The organism is Acinetobacter sp. YH12252 (genome assembly GCF_013417365.1).
GTDB classification, from domain to species: Bacteria; Pseudomonadota; Gammaproteobacteria; order Pseudomonadales; family Moraxellaceae; genus Acinetobacter; species Acinetobacter towneri.
Genome location: NZ_VPEA01000007.1, coordinates 128,964 through 148,327, shown reverse-complemented (window position 1 = coordinate 148,327; position 19,364 = coordinate 128,964). Strand labels below are relative to the sequence as shown.

The following is a 19,364-nucleotide window of genomic DNA, read 5'->3' as shown; positions in this document are numbered from 1 at the left end:
TAATAGCAAATTAAATACTTGATCGTTTTGCTAAACTGTTCTACAAAGCAAGATTATTCGCTGCGCTTCTTAGAATGTATTCTCAACGAAGCGCAAAACAAGGAATTCAACTTTAGATTTAGGGACTTGATTTTATGAGTGATTCGCAACAAAGACAAAGTAATCCACATTTGTTGCTGACCATGCTCATGATTGTGCTGGAAACAATTTTTAGCTTTATTCTAAAACATGATCGTGTGGTCGCTTTGCAGGCTAAAAAGTTTGTCGACCAGAAAATCACCATTAAAATTAATAGCTATATTCCTTATTTCGACATTTACGTGGAATTCAATCCAAACGGCATCTTATTTGACAGCAAAGCACCTGAACAAGCTGTCGATTTAGATGTGCGCACCACCCTCATAGATTTATTTAAAATCTTTATTTTAGGTAATCGTCGCAGTATTAAACACATGCGTATAGATGGTGACATTACCCTTAAAGATGAGTTTCGTGATCTAATTTTGCATTTTAGTGCACCCAAAGTTTTAGCTGACTGGAAACAATGGCTGAAAGAAGCACCGCAAGAACAAGAAGTGATTGGTTCTAAAAAGCGCATTGCCCCACTTTTAGACAAAATTGATGAACAACGCTCTAAGATCAACACCCTACAAGTTGAGCTTAAACAGCATAAAAACCGTATTCGTCGGATTGAACGTCGTCAAAAGCGCATTAACATCGTCTTTGGTGTAATAACAGCACTATTAATTACGTTATTAGTGTATAATTTATGGATCGTTTAAACGCATTAAAATATCAAGAAAAACAGCGTAAATCCTCGCGCGCAATATCACAATAAAATACTTGACTAATTTAGTCGGGATTCATAGAATACCCATATCTAGTCTAATCATGTGTATCGAATCATGCGCTTAACAACTCGCGGTCGCTACGCAGTGACTGCTCTACTTGATTTAGCTTTGCAGCCAACTGAACAAACGATCACGCTTGCTGAAATTGCAGCCCGTCAAACTATTTCTGTTGCTTATCTTGAGCAGTTATTCGCAAAACTTAAGCGCCACGGCTTAGTGTCTAGTGTTCGCGGTGCTAACGGTGGTTACCATTTAGCACGTAGTGCAAATGAAATCACTGTGCTAGAAATCATTGAAGCCGTAAACGAAACTGTTGATGCAACGCGTTGCGACCATAAAGGCAACTGTCAAAATGGTGCAATGTGCTTGACTCACGACTTATGGCAGGAACTCTCCCATCATATTGCCGACTATCTCGCTAAAATCTCACTTGCTGATTTAGTTGCGCGTGACAACGTACAAACTGTTGCCATTCGCCAGAACACAGCACCGTTTGATTCAGCTCTGTTATCGGTTACAGGTATTTGACATGAAACGTCCAATTTATCTTGACTACGCAGCAACCACTCCTGTAGATCCTCAAGTTGCAGAACGCATGATGGAGTGCCTGACTTTTGATGGGACTTTCGGTAATGCCGCTTCTCGTTCGCACGCTTATGGCTGGCAAGCAGAAGAAAAAGTTGAATATGCACGTGAACAAGTTGCGAACTTGATCAAAGCAGACCCACGTGAAATCGTGTGGACTTCTGGTGCAACAGAATCAGATAACCTTGCACTAAAAGGCGTAGCACAATTCTATTCGTCTAAAGGCAAACACATTATTACCTCTAAAATTGAACACAAAGCCATTTTAGATACCTGCCGTGAGCTTGAATCTGAAGGTTTTGAAATCACGTACTTAGAGCCACAACCACAAACAGGTTTAATTACACCTGAAATGGTTGAAGCGGCAATTCGTCCAGACACAATTTTAGTGTCGTTGATGATGGTCAATAACGAAATTGGTACGATTACCGATGTCGCTGCAATTGGCGAAATCACCCGTGCCAAAAAAATCTTCTTCCACGTTGATGCTGCGCAAGCTGCAGGTAAGGTAGAAATTGATTTATCTACCTTGAAAGTAGACTTAATGAGCTTCTCTGCACACAAAATCTATGGCCCTAAAGGTATTGGTGCGCTATTTGTACGCCGCAGTCCACGCGTACGCTTAAAAGCACAAATGCATGGTGGCGGTCATGAGCGTGGCATGCGTTCAGGCACACTTGCAACCCACCAAATTGTAGGTATGGGCGAAGCATTTGAACTTGCAGGCAAAAACTTGGCTTCTGAACAAGCCCGTTTACGTGTATTGCGCGACAAACTTTGGAATGGCTTGAACACCATGGAACAAGTTTTCCTGAATGGTCACCCAACACTAAACGTAGCCAACTATTTAAACGTCAGCTTCAACTTTGTTGAAGGTGAATCTCTAATGATGTCTCTTAAAGATGCTGCGGTATCTTCAGGTTCTGCGTGTACTTCAGCGACTTTAGAGCCATCTTATGTATTACGTGCACTAGGTCTTTCAGACGAACTTGCACACAGCTCAATTCGTTTCAGTTTTGGTAAATACACCACTGAAGAAGATATTGATCATGTCCTAACTGTGACTAAAGCTGCTGTTGAAAAGTTACGTGAACTTTCACCGCTTTGGGATATGTATAAAGAAGGGATTGACCTTTCTAAAGTAGAATGGACTGAACACTAATTCATCCCAAATCTAATGGCTTTGACAGGAAGCCATTAGATTGATAAAGGTAATTTCACCCCCATATTTATATTAAGGCTGACCCCGAGGTTTGGAGAAGCGACATGGCTTATAGCGATAAAGTAATTGATCATTACGAAAACCCTCGTAATGTTGGCGTTTTAGACAAAAATGCTGAAAACGTTGGTACAGGTATGGTGGGCGCACCTGCATGTGGCGATGTAATGCGTCTGCAAATTCAAGTGAATGACGAAGGCGTGATTGAAGAAGCACGTTTCAAAACTTATGGTTGTGGTTCTGCCATTGCTTCAAGTTCTTTGGTTACTGAGTGGCTTAAAGGTAAAACTTTAGATGAAGCACAAGCGATCAAGAACATTGATATTGCTACCGAACTTGCCCTTCCACCAGTGAAAGTACACTGCTCTGTATTGGCAGAAGACGCAATTAAAGCTGCTGTAGAAGACTATCGCAGCAAAAAGACCAAAGCTTAATTTGCTAAGTTTTGTGGAAAAACAAACGGAGTTTTCATGATCAATTTAACTGAAAATGCTGCAACTCATATCAGCAATTACTTAAAGAATCGCGGTAAGGGTCAAGGTATTCGCGTTGGTGTGAAAACTTCAGGCTGTTCTGGTTTGGCTTATGTACTCGAATTTGTAGATGAAGTCGATACGCACGACCAAATGTTTGAACAGTTTGGTGTTAAAGTTTTCGTTGATCCGAAAAGCCTAGTTTACCTAGATGGCATGGAAATGGACTATGTCAAAAATGGTTTAAACGAAGGTTTCGAGTTTAACAACCCCAATAAAAAAGGTGAATGTGGCTGCGGTGAATCGTTCACGGTATAACGCCACCTCCCTCTTTTTAGCTTAAAACAGTGTACAATACACTGTTTTAATTGCATTTATGCAGCCAATTTTGCACACTAATTGCGGATTCCATCTCCCATGAATCATTTTGAGTTGTTTAATCTTCCTGTTGCACTCGATATTGATTTCGCTACTTTAAAAGCTGAATTTTTAAAGCTACAGCAGCAATATCACCCCGACAAAACCGAAGACAAAGATCAAGCCTTGATTAAATCTAGTAAAATTAATCAGGCGTTTAAACAACTCTCTGCGGTAGACAGTCGTGCTGCATATTTACTCTCATTGAAAAAGCAAGATTATCATCTCGATCAATCCATCCATGACTTTGAATTTTTACAAGATGCCTTGGAAATTCGTGAGCAATTGGATGATGCCAACTGTGCTGATGACTTACAGTCATTAAAGTTTGAAGTACAACAGTGGGTTGATGGCTTAGTCCGTGAATTTAAAATTGACTATGCCGAAGAAGATTGGGCAGAAGCGCGTGACACTGTGCGTAAATTACGCTTTTTCATGAAAGTTATGGCTGACCTAGACAAAGCTGAAGATCGTTTCCTTGATGATGACAGTTTTGATTTAGACGATGATTTTTAATTTTAGTTAGTATTTTAATATTTAACGGGCAAAGGATTTTACATAATGGCGCTCTTGCAAATTGCAGAACCAGGTCAATCAAGTGCACCGCATGAACATCGCATTGCGATTGGCATTGACTTAGGCACCACTCATTCATTGGTTGCCACAGTTCTTTCTGGTAAAGCCAAAGTCTTGCATGATGAGCAAGGTCGCGTGCTACTGCCTTCTATCGTCCATTATGCAGAGCAAAATACACATTATGGCAATGCTGCTGCGCCATTTATTACTACAGACCCTAAAAACACGATTGTTTCAGTCAAGCGTTTTATGGGTCGTTCTAAAGCGGACATTAAATTTCAACATCCATACACGTTAGTGGGTGAAGACAATCAAATGCCTGCTTTTGAAACAGCTCAAGGCCGTAAAACACCTGTTGAAATTTCGGCAGAATTACTTAAACAACTCAAAGACCGCGCAGAAGCCAGCTTACAAAACCCTGTAAATGGTGCAGTGATTACTGTTCCTGCTTATTTTGATGAAGCTCAACGCCAAGCCACACGTGACGCTGCCGAGCTTGCAGGTTTAAAAGTATTGCGTTTATTGAATGAACCGACTGCAGCAGCGGTTGCCTACGGTTTAGATCAAGACACCAACTTGGCTCAAGACCGTAACTATGTGATTTACGACTTGGGCGGTGGTACGTTTGACGTTTCTATTTTACGTTTCTCTCAAGGTGTTTTTGAAGTTTTAGCCACAGGCGGCCACACTGCTTTAGGTGGTGATGACTTAGATCGTCTGATTGTAAAATGGGCAAAAAAACAGCTGAATATTGAAAGTTTAGATGATGCAGAATATGCACACTTTATTGTGTCTGCACGTAAAGCCAAAGAAGCGCTCAGCAATGCAGAAAGTGTTGAATTAAAACTGTTAGAGCACACGCTGCAATTAGACCGCGCAAACTTTGAAAGTATTATTCAGGTTGCTTTAGATAAAACCATTAGTGTATGCAAACGTGTATTACGCGATGCCAAACTTGACCTAGATGACATTCAAAATGTAGTTTTAGTTGGTGGTTCAACACGTTCTTATGCCGTGCAAAAAGCTGTTCGTGAAGTATTTAATCAAGAACCATTATGCACAATTAACCCAGATGAAGTGGTTGCAATTGGTGCATCAATTACCGCCAATCAACTAATTGGTAACAGCAAAGATGGTTCGTTGCTATTAGACGTTACCCCACTGTCTTTGGGTTTAGAAACCATGGGCGGTTTGGTGGAACGCTTAATTTCACGCAATACTGCAATTCCTGTAGCACGTCGCCAAGAATTTACCACTTATCAAGATGGCCAAACTGCTATGTTGATTCATGTGGTACAAGGTGAGCGTGATTTGGTAGAACATTGTCGTAGCTTAGGTCGTTTTGTGCTACACGGTATTCCACCAATGACTGCGGGTCAGGCACGCATTGAAGTTACGTTCCAAGTCGATGCTGATGGCTTGCTCAGTGTTTCTGCTAAAGAAACCACTTCTGGTGTGACTGCAAATATCGACATCAAGCCATCTTATGGTTTATCTGAAGCAGATACCGAGCGTTTGCTGCTAGATGGTTTCAAATATGCAGAAGAAGACAAGCAATTGCGTCATTTGCATGAAACCAAAGTTGAAGCACAACGTGAACTTGAAGCTTTACAACAAGCCTTAAAAGTAGATGCACAACTATTAAGCCCAGAACAATTAGAAGCTTTAAATACTGCCAAAGCGCAGTTGGAAGCCGAATTGACTGGACAAGACATTAACGCCATTGAACATGCTGTTGAACAGCTTAAAATACACAGTGATGCTTTTGCTGCAATTCGTATGAATCAACATATTGATGCAGCACTTAAAGGCACTAAACTCGACGACTGGTCAAACTCAAACTAATTTAAGGTAAAGATTATGCCACGTATTAAAGTACTTCCACATGCGCAATTCTGCCCAGAAGGTGCTGAGTTTGAAGTCGAACAAAATGCCAACTTATGCGAAAGCTTACTTGAAAATGGCATTAAAATTGAACATGCTTGCGATATGTCTTGTGCATGTACCACTTGCCACGTTGTTGTTCGTAAAGGCTTTGACAGCCTAGAAGAAATGGATGATGTTGAAGCTGACTTATTAGACCGTGCTTGGGGTTTAGAGCCTGATTCACGCTTATCTTGTCAGGTTAAAGTGGTCAATGAAGACTTGGAAGTCGAAATTCCAAAATACACCATTAACCATGCTTCAGAAAATCATTAATCATAAAATGATGCTAATTCTAAAAAACTGCGCTACGGCGCAGTTTTTTTATTGCACAACTTTAGATTTAAAATTTTTGAGGATTTAAAAGTTAAACGAGATCTACATTATAAGAAAAATTTTAGTGTTTTTCAGGAATATGAGTTTTGGCAATTTCTTCAACAGGTGGATGTTCAATCACTTCATCTTCAAGATTAAGTTTTACAATGCCCTGTGAGTTGGTCAGCTTTTGCTGCGTTTGAATTCTTTTAATCATTTTTTCTAATACGGTAATTAGCTCAGGATATTCAAAATTCTGCACTTCATCCAAATTAAGCAACAAATGAAAACCTTTATATTCGTAGTCAAACCAACGCTGATAATCCGACTTGCTGGCCGCATATTTTTCCATCACTTGCCAAGTTTTTACAGGACCTTGAATCCCCTTTAAAAAGATCGGTGCTTTCGGAGCACACAAATAATCATTTTTAATCAGTTTATAAGTGTCATCTGAAAGTAAAATTTCATCAACTTCGGCCGCACTTTGCAAACGCGCAGCTAAGTTAGCATCACGCCCAACAATGGTATATGCCATCCGATGTGCTGCACCGTAGTTCCCAACGTGGCAATATCCTGTACTGATACCCATACGAATATGTAAAGGCGGATAGCCCATTTTGACCCAACGTTCGCGTAACAATTTCATTTGCTGACGCATCGCAATAGCCATCTCTACACAAGTTTTAGCATCTTGTTCAACACCTTGCGTATTTGGATCACCAAAGAAAATTAAAATCGCATCACCCATAAACTTATCCACCGTCGCTTCATATTGCTTGGCAATTTCGGTCATGTGGCTTAAATAATCATTGAGCAGGAATGCTAAATCATCTGGAATTAGTGTTTCAGAAAGTTCAGTAAAGCCTTGAATATCAGAAAAGAAAATCGTCATTTTTTTACGTTTATATTCAATTTTCGCTTCCGACTCACCTTTCATAATCGATTGCCACAACTGCAAAGGTGCATAGCGACTAAGCTGATTCGCAAATTCCATATAGCGGTTCATTTGTGTGTAGTAATGGTCTTTCTTTGCCGTGGTATAGCGGATACGACGTGCCTGATAGGCACTGCCCATGCCAAAGTAAAAGATCATACATAAAAAGGCTAAAATCGTAAGTTCGGTACTGCTTTGTTCAAAATATTCGTTAAAACCAAAAATAAAAATATTACAAAAATAAAAAACTGTGACCGCCAATAAGGATGCCAATGCCACCAAAAAGAAAGAAACTTTAATATAAATGGCGGTATATAGCAGCGCAAATAAAGCGGCAAAAGTAAGTACCAAATTCAGATGTACCGCAGACAAACATACTGCGACTACCACAATATCAATAATAAACAGGATATTACGCTTGGCTTGATGACTATATTTATATTGCAGCCAACGCGAAAATTTAGGAATTATCAGTAATAAAAAAGTAAGAAAAAACGGAAGGTAAATTTGATAATTGGTATCGGCGTAGGTGTAGTGATAGACCACCATAATCAGGGATAAACTTGCATACCCGACTAAACGATGCAGAAATTCGAATTGTTTGGGATCTCTTTCCATCCAATTGTACATGAACACCGCGGCCTACTCCAATCTAGGATTAAAAAGCCACGCATCCTGCGTGGCAATTCATTTCAATTAATCCATTCGCCAGTCAAATGGCATATCGCCTTGACCACGCAGAGCAAGCATCAAGGTTTGACGCATGTGAGCCAAAACTTCATTGCTGTATGGTACAGCTGGCGTACCCCAAACTGGTTTAGGCCAAGCCACATCATTTTGATAACGCACGACGTGATGAAAATGCAATTGTGGAACCATATTACCTAAAGCCGCCACATTCATTTTATCGGCACGGAATACACGTGATAATTGGCTAGATAACCAGCTAGATTCACGTAAAAATTGTTCTTGGTCTGCCTGGCTTAATTCGTATAGTTCTGTAACCCCTGGCACACGTGGAATTAGAATTAACCAAGGGAATTGCATATCATTCATTAAACGACATGTTGACAGAGGAAAGTCGCCTACAAAAAAAGTATCTTGAGCAAGTTGTGGATGCAAACTAAACATATCTTTATAAATGACGCAAATTGTAATGATGGGTAATACTATCACATCCCTAGTGAACTGAGTATGATTCCCATCATGTTTCGATGTAAATAAAGTGCAATTTTAACCAAATTCATCATGAATAATATTCATTATAGAATCAGAGGTTTCTTAGCAAATATTCATAAATTTACCGATATGATATTTGGATCAATTTGCATTTTTAAACTCAGCTGTGCAAAGTTTTTAGCAGGCTGTTTAATAGATCGGCAATAAATTGAATCCGCTTTTCAGCTTCCTCCAACATCACCATCACTTTTAAACGCTGTCCACCATCCATACGGAAATAGGTCGGATGTTTTTGCATCATTTGAATGATGCTCATGGCTTGCACAGGTGTATCTGGTGAAAATTCGATATGACCGCCATTTGTACCAATATCAATTTTAGTGATGCCCAACTGCTCTGCTTTTAAACGCAGTTGGTGCACAGCAAACAATTGTTTCACTGCTTGTGGCGGAATACCAAAACGGTCAATCAATTCCATACGAATATGATCAAGCTTTTCTTGAGTATCGGTATTACTAATGCGTTTGTAGAACAATAAGCGCTGATGCACATCGCCCAAATAATCATCTGGAATTAAAGCAGGCATGTGCAGGTTGATTTCTGCAGTTAAAGACAATGGTGCATCGAAGTTAGGAGTTTTACCCTTTTGAATGGCTTTGGTGGCTTTTTCCAGCATTTCCATATACAGGCTATAACCAATAGCTTGCATTGAACCGCTTTGTTGCTCACCCAGTAATTCGCCCGCACCACGAATTTCCAAGTCTTCGGTTGCCAGCATAAAACCTGCACCCAAAGTTGAGGCACGCTGAATCGCATCCAAGCGTTTTTCAGCATCGCCTTTTAAGCCCTTAATGGAAGGTACCAGCAAATACGCATAAGCTTGGTGATGCGAACGTCCAACACGACCACGTAGTTGGTGCAACTGCGCCAATCCGAGTTTATCTGCACGTTCAATTAAAATGGTATTGGCATTTGGAACATCAATCCCTGTTTCAATAATGGTTGAGCAAACCAACACGTTATATTCTTTATGATAAAACTGCTGCATGACTTGCTCTAATTCACGCTCGCGCATTTGCCCATGCGCAACTGCAACCCGCGCTTCTGGTACCAATTCACGAATGGTTTCAGCACTACGCTCAATGGTTTCCACTTCATTATGCAGGAAATACACCTGACCACCACGTAACAATTCACGTAAAATGGCTTCTTTCACCGTATCGCCTGTATGCTCTTGCACAAAGGTTTTGACCGCTAAACGGCGTGCAGGTGGTGTGGCAATAATGGATAAATCGCGCATACCGCTAAATGCCATATTTAAGGTACGTGGAATTGGCGTTGCGGTTAAAGTCAGCATATCCACATCGGCGCGCAGCGCTTTAATACGTTCTTTGTCACGCACCCCAAAACGATGTTCTTCATCGACAATCATTAAACCCAACTGCTTGAACTGAATATTTTCTTGCAGAATTTTGTGCGTCCCAATCACAATATCGACTTTGCCTTCAGCTAAATCTTCAATGGTTTTTTGATGAGATTTGCTTGAACCAAAACGCGATAAGACTTCAATACGCACAGGCCAGTCGGCAAAACGGTCTTTAAAAGATTCATAATGCTGTTGTGCCAACAATGTGGTCGGAACCAATACCGCGACTTGTTTATTATTCTGTACCGCGACAAATGCAGCCCGCATGGCGACTTCGGTTTTACCAAAACCAACATCACCACAGACCAAACGATCCATTGGTTTTGCCAGTTGCATGTCATGTAAAGTCGCTTCAATTGCATTGGCTTGGTCTAGGGTTTCTTCATAAGCAAAGCCACTGGCAAATTGCATATAAAGACTATGATCCAACTCAAAAGCAAAACCCGGTTTAGATTGACGACGTGCCTGAATATGCAGTAATTCTGCTGCCACATCGTGAATTTGTTCCAACGCTTTGCGTTTGGCTTTATTCCATGCATCTGTGCCTAATTTATGCAAAGGCGCAAGGTCTGGATCACCACCGCTATAACGGCTGATTAAATGCAAATTGGTAACAGGTACATACACTTTTGCAGCATCGGCATAATCAAGTTGTAAAAACTCATGCTCTTGCTCATCAATATTTAAAGTAATTAAACCTGCATAACGCCCTACGCCATAATCAATATGTACCACAGGTGCACCAATGCTTAACTCGGTCAAACTGCGAATTAAAAACTCTTCAGAAACTTCCTGCTGACGTTTACGACGGCGCTGCACCACACGATGTTCATACAACTGATTTTCTGAGATTACACTCAATTGATCTTGAATGACCAAGCCGCGATCTAAAGGTGCATTGGTAATCGCAATGGCTTGTAAAGACTGCTGAAATGCCTCAAAACTCTCCACTTGTGGAATTTCACCCAAAGCGGCACGCAACGCATCTTTTAAGGTTTCACGACGACCTGCACTTTCTGCCACCAATAAAACAGGATGATTGGCCGCATCAATATATTGCTTAACGGCATGAAAGGGTTGTTCTTGTTTATGATCAACCGCCAAACGTGGTGGTACAAGTGTGCTTAAGTTCACTACACCTGCTTTTTGCTCAAAAGCTTCGGGCGATGCAATCACACGTCCAAATTGATTCAGTTGTTCTAATAATTGATTTGGTTGTAGGAATAATTGCTCAGGCGGCAAAATCGGCTGGTCGATGTTATGACGTCTGTCCTCATAACGATACAGCACATCTTTCCAAAATTGAGTTAAACAGTCATCCACCGCCTTATCTGTAATGACAATGCAATGCTTTGGTAAGTATGAAAGTAATGTATTTTGACCTTCAAGCTGTGCTTGAGTGAAGAATAACGGAAAATAAAACTCTAAACCAGGCGATGCAATGCCTTCTAACACATCCTGATACACAGGGTTCTTTTTCGGGTTTGCCGTTGGGAAACTTTCTGCATAGCGGTCACGGAAAATCGCACGACCTTCTTTTAATGGAAATTCTTTGGCGGGTAAAACCGTAAAATTCTGCAAACTTTGGGTGGTACGCTGCGTTTCTGGATCAAAAAACTTTAAGGTTTCAACTTCATCATCAAATAAATCAATACGGATGGGTGCTTCCTGTCCCGAAGCATAAATATCCATAATACTGCCACGCACAGCGAATTCACCATGATCATAGACTGTATCGACCAGATGATAGCCTGCTTGTACCAAACGCTGCTTTTGTTGTTCCAAAGCAAACTTTTGCCCAACACGAATATCGAAATGCTCGCCTAACACCCATGAGGTTGGTGCAACACGTTGTGCCAAAGTGGTTGCCGAAACCAACAATACACCTTGCTGCGGCATATTGGATAAAATCGCCAAACGCTCCGACACAATATCTTGATGCGGTGACAAGCGGTCATAAGGCAAAATTTCCCAATCGGGGAAAATAGTCGGTTTTACCCCGTAAAATTCTAATTCGCTTTCTAACTGCGCCAAATGTTGTTGATTGCGCGCGACAATCACAAATAAATGCTGATTCTGCTGACCAATTTCTTTAAATAATAATGCTGCGGCAGAACCTTGTAGATTACCAATCCAGCGTTTTTCGCCAGCTTTCAGTTGTGCTAAATTGAGTTGGGAAATTTCGTGTTGGAACATGTATATAGCTTTAGGGTCTAAACAACATGGGGCTTATACTAGCACGATGAATTGACGGTTTTACGTAATTTTTTTCATCCACCATTACAGCGTATTTAATTGCAAAATTTTATAAAACAGCGAGCTTTAAAGTTTGATACACACGCCTCTTTACTTTTGATCACGTAAAAACTGTCGATAATAATCATTCAATTTTTTAACAATCGCTTTAAATTCCAGTAAGTTTTCTTCGGTATTACCAAGCATTGTGTTAAAACGCTGTTGCGCAATTTCCAGATCAATTTTTTCATTGATAATCATAGCTGTAGAATACAGCTGTGCCAAATCATCAAACTGCTGCATACGGCGGTTGGATAAATAATTTAAACGCTCTGCCAAAACATCGTTAAGCAAAATACCATCGACCATATAGCCTTGTTCCGCATCCCATTGAATATTCTGTGCTTCTAAATAGGCAATTTCTTCGAGATTGGCTTTATTTTTAAACAACCCTGTAAGTTTGCTGAACATTTTGAACCTATAAATTGGCGAAATCAAAGTGAATGCTGCAGAGTTTAAATGCTTCACTAAAATAGATGCAACTGATCAGGGTGATTTATGCTCCCCTGATGTTATAAGTCAGTGTTTCAACCCCACTTTGCTTAGGCTATTTATAATGATGCATATTTTGCATCCTGCCAAATGCAAAAAAGCATCTTGAAGATGCTTTTATAACAATCAAAAAATGACTTAAAGCTTATTTGCCATAAGTTTGCTGTAAATACTTCACAATCTTGGCCGATTCAAAAAGCTGAGTCTGGGTATTTGGATCGATTAAAAATGGGACTTGAATATTATCACCCATGACTTTTAATACCTGCTCACGCTTACCACCTGCCAGTGGCACATATTTACCCGGTTTTAAACGTAATTTTGCCAAGCCTTGATCTTGCCAACGCTCTTTGGCTACATTATGAAATTTGAATGGCAACTCCAGTTCAGTCAATACACCACGTACTACACGTGTATAAGGACTTCCCTCAAAACCCCACAGTTCAATCAGTTGTTCAGGTGCAGCGCGCTCTACAATTTTCTGGTTAATCCACACACCACGTGCACCATTCAATAACGTGCCTGCAAGTGCAACATAAGGAATTTTAGGAAAATGCGCGTATTTTTTTGGCGTTTTTCCACTTTTGCCATAATGTTTGAATAAATGATGAATGATCTGCTGTGATTCATAGAGCTGATCACCTGTATTTTCATCAATTAAAAATGGAAACTGAGTTTTACCACCCAGTTGTTTCACCAAAGGTCGATATTTTGTGCCGCCTTTGGGGCATGGATAAACCTCATAATCCAAATTTAACAAGGTCATGACTTCGCGTACACGACGGCAAAATGGTGAACCTTCAAACTCATATAACTTTAAGGCTTTTTCGGGTTGCTTAGGAAATGCTGTCCCATTCACTCCACGTCCACCTTCGGTGAGCATAGATGCCACTGCCTGAATGACTTTAATTTGATGATGCACCATTTTGTTTTCCTTGTGATGTGCTCAGCAATTTGATGACTGCGCCATCAAACCGCTTATAAATCGACCAACTTTTCTTTTGCCACAATAATACCGTTGTTATCAGCATAGACATAATCGCCCGAATTAAAAGTGACTTGTCCGAAATGCAAACTCACATCCACTTCACCCACGCCTTTGCGGTTACTTTTTTGTGGAATTGAAGCCAAAGCATGTACGCCTAAATCAAGTGCTGCAATTGCATCGACATCACGTACACAGCCGTAAATGATCACGCCATTCCAGTGATTTTTCACTGCGGATTCAGCAATCAAGTCACCCATTAAGGCACAGCGCATAGATGCCCCACCATCTACCACCAAAACTTTGCCTGTGCCATCGGTTGCCAATAACTCTTTTACACGTGAGTTATCTTCAAAGCATTTTACAGTCACAATTTGACCACCAAAAGTTTTACGTGCACCGTAACTTTTGAAAAATTTACCATCCAAAGATGGAATCACCACTTGAAGGTCATGTTCTGGATGGTCATCTAATAAGTCACAAGTTACGAATGGTACTGTAGACACGTTGTTCCCCTTTTACTTGGTTTTTTGTATTTGTAAATTATCATAAATTTGAAATTTATGAATTTGCGATTGCGCTGCCTCGACCATAGTATGAGCCACTTGCGTAGCACTTACTGGCTTATATGTAAAATGATCGGGAATAAATCGTGATATTTTAAGATACAGCTTTTGTCCTAAATCTTCTAAACGCCGTTGTTCGTTGCGCTCACCCAATAATAAAGATGGACGCAAAATTGATACTTTGTCTAAATCCAAACTTTCAATATATTGTTCTAGCTCACCTTTGACACGATTATAAAATACGGCTGATTTGGCTTCTGCTCCCAAAGCACTGACCAATATGTAATGCGTACCCTTCGCCTGCAATAATTCGGCAAAATGTGCATTGATGGTATAGTCCACAGCATAAAATCCCTGCTTTGAGCCTGCCTTTTTTAAGGTTGTGCCTAAACAACTGAATGCATGACTATAACCGCTCACATCTTCATCATTGAGCAATAAAAAGTCTTCGAGGAGTAACGTCTGGACTTTTTCTAAGCGATTTAATTCCGAGCAAGGTCTACGCAAAACAACGGTGATATTTTTACATTCAGGCAGCTGATTAAGCTGTTTGACCAATTGCTGCCCAACTAAACCATTCCCACCAATTACAATTGCATTTTGAATAGAATTTGTCATTTTTTAAACAATCTCTGAGGCTTAAAGCTAATCTACCTGTTTCTTTCTGATTTTTCTGCAGCTAAAATGTTGTCAAAGCATGTCAAGACTTGACTTAACTGTCTAGTTTCATCAAAATATGGCACTTGTTTACGGGCTGGTGATAATTCTTCTGATGTTGGTTTTCGGAAGTAATTGCAGCCCGCCCAGACCAATCTATTTCAAGGAGTGCACGAGTGGCAAACTCTGCTCAAGCTAGAAAACGTGCTCGTCAAAACGTTAAAGCACGTAAACACAACGCAAGCTTACGTTCTATGGTTCGTACTTATTTAAAACGCACAATCGCTGCTATTGCTGCAGGTGATTATGCGGTTGCTACTGAAGCTTACAAAAAAGCTGTTCCAGTAATTGACCGTATGGCTGATAAAGGCATCATCCATAAGAACAAAGCAGCTCGTCATAAGAGCCGTTTAAACGCTCAAGTTAAAGCTTTAGCTTCTAACTAAGTGTTAAACAAAAGAAGCCCGTTAAGGGCTTTTTTTGTGCCTGCTGTTTCGATAATTTATCAAATTAAGCAATCTTTAGTTTCTGCACGCCAATTACATCACTTCAAATACACCTGCCACCATAAAATAAAAAACACCTCCTGAACTGGTCAAAAGGTGTTTTAAATTAATGAAGATGAATAATTCAGACGAGGAATTATTCAGCATCAGTCGTAAATTTTGTGGACTTAAATAAGCCAGTTGCAAACTGTTATTAGCCTTTAATTGCGTCCATTGCTGATTCGCACCACCTGTGCAACCATAACGAATTAAACGCGCGCGGTTTTCTTTTAGGTAGCCATGCTCTAAATCAAAACACTGATTCCCCTGACGAATCGTTCCCGAAGCTGTGTGCATTTCCCAGACCTGACTGTCTTTAGATGTACTGCAGCTTGCAAGTGAGACCACATTGCCGTTGTTAGTTAAGCACTGATCCATTTCTGCTTTGCTGTGAATACGCCCCAAACCATCATAAATCCACTGCTCAGTTGCATCGCCTGTACAGCCACTTGCTCCACTAATGTAAGCATTTTTCTGACCACTCGCCAAAGTTTCAACTTTCAAACAGTTATTTCTGTTTTTCATTAGTGTTGCTTCAGCCACAATATTTTCATTGCCTAAACCCAATCGCTCCACAAAATTGTGCAATGCTGTTTCCGCTTCAGGCTTAGTCTTTTCTAAATCGGCACGATAAACATTCATCCAGCGGTTTAAACGATAAATCGTATTTTGCTGTTGTTCATAACGCTGTAATTGTTGCTGTGCAGTTGCACTTAGCTCTTGACGATAATCTGCATAAGAATCATACAATAGTTGTGCAGCAGGTTTTAAAGCCACCACAGCTTGACTGGCTTGCGCTTCCAACTGCTTCTGAAAATCAGGCATTTCAACTTTTCTTAAAGCTTCATAGCCATGTGTACGACCAATTTTTACCGCAGGTTGAATACTATCGCTATATTGCGGAATATTCAGTGTCGATAATAACTTCTCGGCATGATTGGCTTTTTTACAGTATAAATTCACCTGTTTTGGCTGCTCAGCAAGTGCTAAATTGACATGCAGTTTATTGGCATTGCTGGTCATACGGTTAGGTGCCAATGCCACGTTCTGATTACGATTGGCATATTGAACATCTAACCAACATGCGGCATTTTCAGCAGCACGATTTGCCACAGGTAAATTATAAACATTACCCCAGTTACTGCGTGCAGCAGGATACAACACACCTTGCTGAGTTTCAGGATCATATCCGCCAATAATAGTAATTACAGGCACACCAAATAAGCGCGGTTTTAAATAATATCCATCGGCACTGTTGTACCAAACCTGATTGGAGCTTGGTACTTTTGGATAAACCACTTCCATTTGGCGTGTGTCTTTATTCCAGATTTTATAACCACTTGGTGAGCTTTCATCCCAAACATGTCGCGCCCCAAAGTGGGGTTGAATCCGAATATGGGTACTGTAACCCGTGTAATGGGTATAACGCGAAATGCTACTGTTGGTTGCACCACCTGACATCGCATCCCAACCATAAGCATATTGTTTCAGGAAGTTAGGCACACCATTTTTGCCATCACCCAAGTTTCGAGTATGCCACGCCAAGTTGCCACGCATTTTATTACGATACGCAATATAGCCCCAACCGCTGTCTGCATGGTGTGCAGCCCAGAACATATTTTCACCTTGTGAACCCGAATAATGCCCAAGACCATAATGATGCCCAATTTCATGGCTAAACTCGTTGCCCACAGAATCATACAGGGTCAACATACCATTACCGCCACTTAAACCATGCGTTTGATCACCATTTGTATATTTACCTCGTGCATGATGGGCAATTACAGTTTGTGTAAGTTGTGGCTGTTGCTGACTTTGCATAGAGGCACTGGTCACACCCCAGTTGGCTAAGTTAATTCCCACACTAAAGGTCGATTTTGCAGTATTTTCCCGCATGTCCCCCGAATAGACACCACCTTCACCCGCACTTTGGGTATCGTAAATCGTGCCGTTGGCGACCATCACTCGATCTAGCTGAATGTCATCATATTTTGCCACGGTCATTTGTGCCGCAGGAATGGTTTGGAAATAATCGGTACCCGCTTTTTCAGGCTCTAATAACATATAATGCCCGCCCGATTTGGGTGGTGCAGTTAGTAGACCGATACGAATATTATTGAGTACCAATTCACCCGGTGCGGCAAAATCAATTTTTTCTGCTTCGAGTGCACCAGTACGGTTTTTAGAATCGACCAAACGCAGCTTTAAACCGGGACGTACTTCATCCCAATTTAATTTAGCCGACCACGCACGCTTACTATACAACACCTCAGCACGACCATCTTGATTGCTCTGGTCTGAAGCAGGAAGCTGGGTTGGATCAAGTAAAGCAACACGACGTAACAAGCGTTCATTTTGATACACTTCAAGCTGCAAAGTGTCGATATTGTCCATGCCCTGATTTGGTGTAACCAATAATAATGCTTCTTTTTCTGCGGTCAAACGTGGCATTTTTTTCGCCTCGTTACCATTCGGATCAACCACATGCCCTTGAGCAAATTGAATCATTGCCTGAAAATCACCTTCTAAATCATTACGCACTTCACGTGATTCAGAATTGGCGTTGTAATCATAAAACCCAAGTGCCGATTGATTGATGACATCTTGTGTAGGTTCAGGGTAAGGATTAGCCACATTACCCACAGGTGGTTGCTGAGGAATTTCCAATGGTGTTGGATTTTCTTGATTTGAATTCCCAGCGGCATCCCCATCGCCACCACCACATGCAGCAAGCATGGATGATAATATACATACGCTTAATAGACTAAGCGAAAACCGAGTCACACTTTTCATTATTTATTCCTCCCCAATGTCAATTTATGACAAAAAATATAAAAATAAACACATATTTTTCAATCACTTGTATTTTTATATTAAATAGATGTATAAAATTATGCAATTCTCAAGTTTCATATCGCTTTATATTTTCAACACAATTTTATTAATTTTTCTTTATAAAAATCAGCGAATTTTTAAAGCAGCACACAGATTGATAGACAATATTTGATCGAGTTTGCGCTCACAACTGCATAAAATGAAGGAAAAAAAGAGAATAAAATTTGAATTATTTTTTTTAATTTCTGACAGACGGTATTCTATCGTACTGAATGGATAGCACTAGAATATGCGTTCAATGTTCTGCTTAAACTTTCTGACGAAATTGCGAGATATCTAAAGTGTGAATCTGACCGCGCCAAATCCATTTTAGCTTGGATTCTAAAAACTCATCACCTTCAAACCAAACGAATAAACCTTCCATCATGTCTGGCCAATCGGCTTGCGTGACTTCATTACGTCCAGAAATCACCGCGATAATTGCAGCTAAAATCGTATCATGACTCACAGCCAAACTCAGTCCGTATTGGTTGGTTGGATGGGTGTTATAAATCAGCTCAAGGACATCCACGACACCATGAATCGGATGTTTCATGCCGGGCAAGGCATTATTCACAAAACTATTAATAAAGCCTAAAGCACCCTGTTTCTGAAAATATGGGCCTGCCTGTTTGATATCAAGTACAAAGCTTCCTGGTTCCACCAATAAACCTTGTTCTATAATTTCAATGTGATGGGTATTGGGTTCGAGGGTAATGCCATCTGCCCCACGAATCATTAAAGCAGCCGTATCGACACAACGCTGAATAGGACTTGAAATACAGTGTTGAATCACCCGATCTGTATTTCCAACCAAGTAGCCTCCCCATGCTTCGGCTAAATCGCGACCTTGTTCGGTCAATTGTAAATTATAGCCAGCCAAACCCTGACCAACGACAATTTCACGAATAGAATGACGGGTAAACAAAGTCACAGGCGTCTGAGCATCAGGCAATAAATCAATTGCTTTAAGCATACTTGCAGGGAGTAGTTCTAATGCCATGATCTAGCCAAAATTTTAACTTGGTTGCTTGACACTATACCATGTTCAG

The 19,364-nt window shown here is 40.5% G+C and carries 18 protein-coding genes; 9 read left to right on the top strand and 9 right to left on the bottom strand.

The features are described 5' to 3' along the window. Positions 1–134 precede the first annotated feature (134 nt). The 8 genes from FTV28_RS09030 (at position 135) to fdx (ending at position 6,320) form a co-directional block, all read left to right on the top strand. Positions 135–782 (top strand): hypothetical protein, encoded by a 648-nt coding sequence (locus FTV28_RS09030; RefSeq protein ID WP_179990168.1) that lies wholly within the window; start codon positions 135–137, stop codon positions 780–782. A 123-nt stretch (positions 783–905) separates the two neighbouring features. After that, positions 906–1,379 carry an Rrf2 family transcriptional regulator gene (locus FTV28_RS09025; RefSeq protein ID WP_004976645.1) on the top strand — a complete coding sequence of 158 codons (474 nt, stop codon included), beginning with the start codon at positions 906–908 and terminating at the stop codon, positions 1,377–1,379. A gap of 1 nt (position 1,380) precedes the next feature. Continuing rightward, positions 1,381–2,598 carry an IscS subfamily cysteine desulfurase gene (locus FTV28_RS09020; RefSeq protein WP_004976647.1) on the top strand — a complete coding sequence of 406 codons (1,218 nt, stop codon included), beginning with the start codon at positions 1,381–1,383 and terminating at the stop codon, positions 2,596–2,598. A 104-nt stretch (positions 2,599–2,702) separates the two neighbouring features. Continuing rightward, a complete protein-coding gene (iscU, locus tag FTV28_RS09015) occupies positions 2,703–3,089 on the top strand; it encodes a Fe-S cluster assembly scaffold IscU (RefSeq protein ID WP_004976649.1) in 387 nt (128 codons plus the stop codon). 36 nt (positions 3,090–3,125) lie between these two features. Beyond that, positions 3,126–3,446, top strand: a complete 321-nt coding sequence (iscA, locus tag FTV28_RS09010; protein WP_004976650.1) for an iron-sulfur cluster assembly protein IscA — start codon at positions 3,126–3,128, stop codon at positions 3,444–3,446. 99 nt (positions 3,447–3,545) lie between these two features. Next, positions 3,546–4,061 (top strand): Fe-S protein assembly co-chaperone HscB, encoded by a 516-nt coding sequence (gene hscB, locus FTV28_RS09005; protein ID WP_179990166.1) that lies wholly within the window; start codon positions 3,546–3,548, stop codon positions 4,059–4,061. Between the two features lie 45 nt (positions 4,062–4,106). Further along, positions 4,107–5,966 (top strand): Fe-S protein assembly chaperone HscA, encoded by a 1,860-nt coding sequence (hscA, locus tag FTV28_RS09000; RefSeq protein ID WP_179990164.1) that lies wholly within the window; start codon positions 4,107–4,109, stop codon positions 5,964–5,966. Positions 5,967–5,981: 15 nt separating this feature from the next. Next, positions 5,982–6,320, top strand: coding sequence for an ISC system 2Fe-2S type ferredoxin (fdx, locus tag FTV28_RS08995; protein WP_004976656.1), 339 nt, complete (start codon positions 5,982–5,984; stop codon positions 6,318–6,320). A gap of 121 nt (positions 6,321–6,441) precedes the next feature. Here the strand turns inward: fdx and FTV28_RS08990 are convergent, their stop codons facing one another. From FTV28_RS08990 to FTV28_RS08960, 7 genes are all read right to left on the bottom strand, one after another. Beyond that, the gene (locus FTV28_RS08990) at positions 6,442–7,929 is read right to left on the bottom strand and encodes an adenylate/guanylate cyclase domain-containing protein (protein WP_026438389.1); all 1,488 of its coding nucleotides are present in this window, start codon (positions 7,927–7,929) and stop codon (positions 6,442–6,444) included. 60 nt (positions 7,930–7,989) lie between these two features. Then, a complete protein-coding gene (locus FTV28_RS08985) occupies positions 7,990–8,424 on the bottom strand; it encodes an HIT domain-containing protein (protein ID WP_004976660.1) in 435 nt (144 codons plus the stop codon). A 208-nt stretch (positions 8,425–8,632) separates the two neighbouring features. Further along, positions 8,633–12,094: a transcription-repair coupling factor gene (gene mfd, locus FTV28_RS08980; RefSeq protein WP_179990162.1), complete on the bottom strand. Its 3,462-nt coding sequence runs from the start codon at positions 12,092–12,094 to the stop codon at positions 8,633–8,635. A 150-nt stretch (positions 12,095–12,244) separates the two neighbouring features. Beyond that, positions 12,245–12,604, bottom strand: coding sequence for a hypothetical protein (locus FTV28_RS08975; protein WP_131261458.1), 360 nt, complete (start codon positions 12,602–12,604; stop codon positions 12,245–12,247). A gap of 226 nt (positions 12,605–12,830) precedes the next feature. Then, a complete protein-coding gene (locus FTV28_RS08970; protein ID WP_004976665.1) occupies positions 12,831–13,610 on the bottom strand; it encodes a glutathione S-transferase N-terminal domain-containing protein in 780 nt (259 codons plus the stop codon). A 53-nt stretch (positions 13,611–13,663) separates the two neighbouring features. Beyond that, a complete protein-coding gene (gene rraA / locus FTV28_RS08965) occupies positions 13,664–14,176 on the bottom strand; it encodes a ribonuclease E activity regulator RraA (protein ID WP_004976667.1) in 513 nt (170 codons plus the stop codon). 12 nt (positions 14,177–14,188) lie between these two features. Continuing rightward, complete coding sequence (locus FTV28_RS08960; RefSeq protein ID WP_004976668.1) at positions 14,189–14,854, bottom strand: NAD(P)H-binding protein; 666 nt, start codon at positions 14,852–14,854, stop codon at positions 14,189–14,191. Between the two features lie 215 nt (positions 14,855–15,069). On the opposite strand from FTV28_RS08960, the gene rpsT reads away from it, so the two are divergent. Next, a complete protein-coding gene (rpsT, locus tag FTV28_RS08955) occupies positions 15,070–15,339 on the top strand; it encodes a 30S ribosomal protein S20 (RefSeq protein ID WP_004976669.1) in 270 nt (89 codons plus the stop codon). Between the two features lie 93 nt (positions 15,340–15,432). Here the strand turns inward: rpsT and FTV28_RS08950 are convergent, their stop codons facing one another. Next, positions 15,433–18,231, bottom strand: a complete 2,799-nt coding sequence (locus tag FTV28_RS08950) for a M66 family metalloprotease (protein WP_179990160.1) — start codon at positions 18,229–18,231, stop codon at positions 15,433–15,435. Positions 18,232–18,580: 349 nt separating this feature from the next. After that, a complete protein-coding gene (locus tag FTV28_RS08945) occupies positions 18,581–19,315 on the bottom strand; it encodes a histidine phosphatase family protein (RefSeq protein WP_004976677.1) in 735 nt (244 codons plus the stop codon). Positions 19,316–19,364 lie beyond the last annotated feature (49 nt).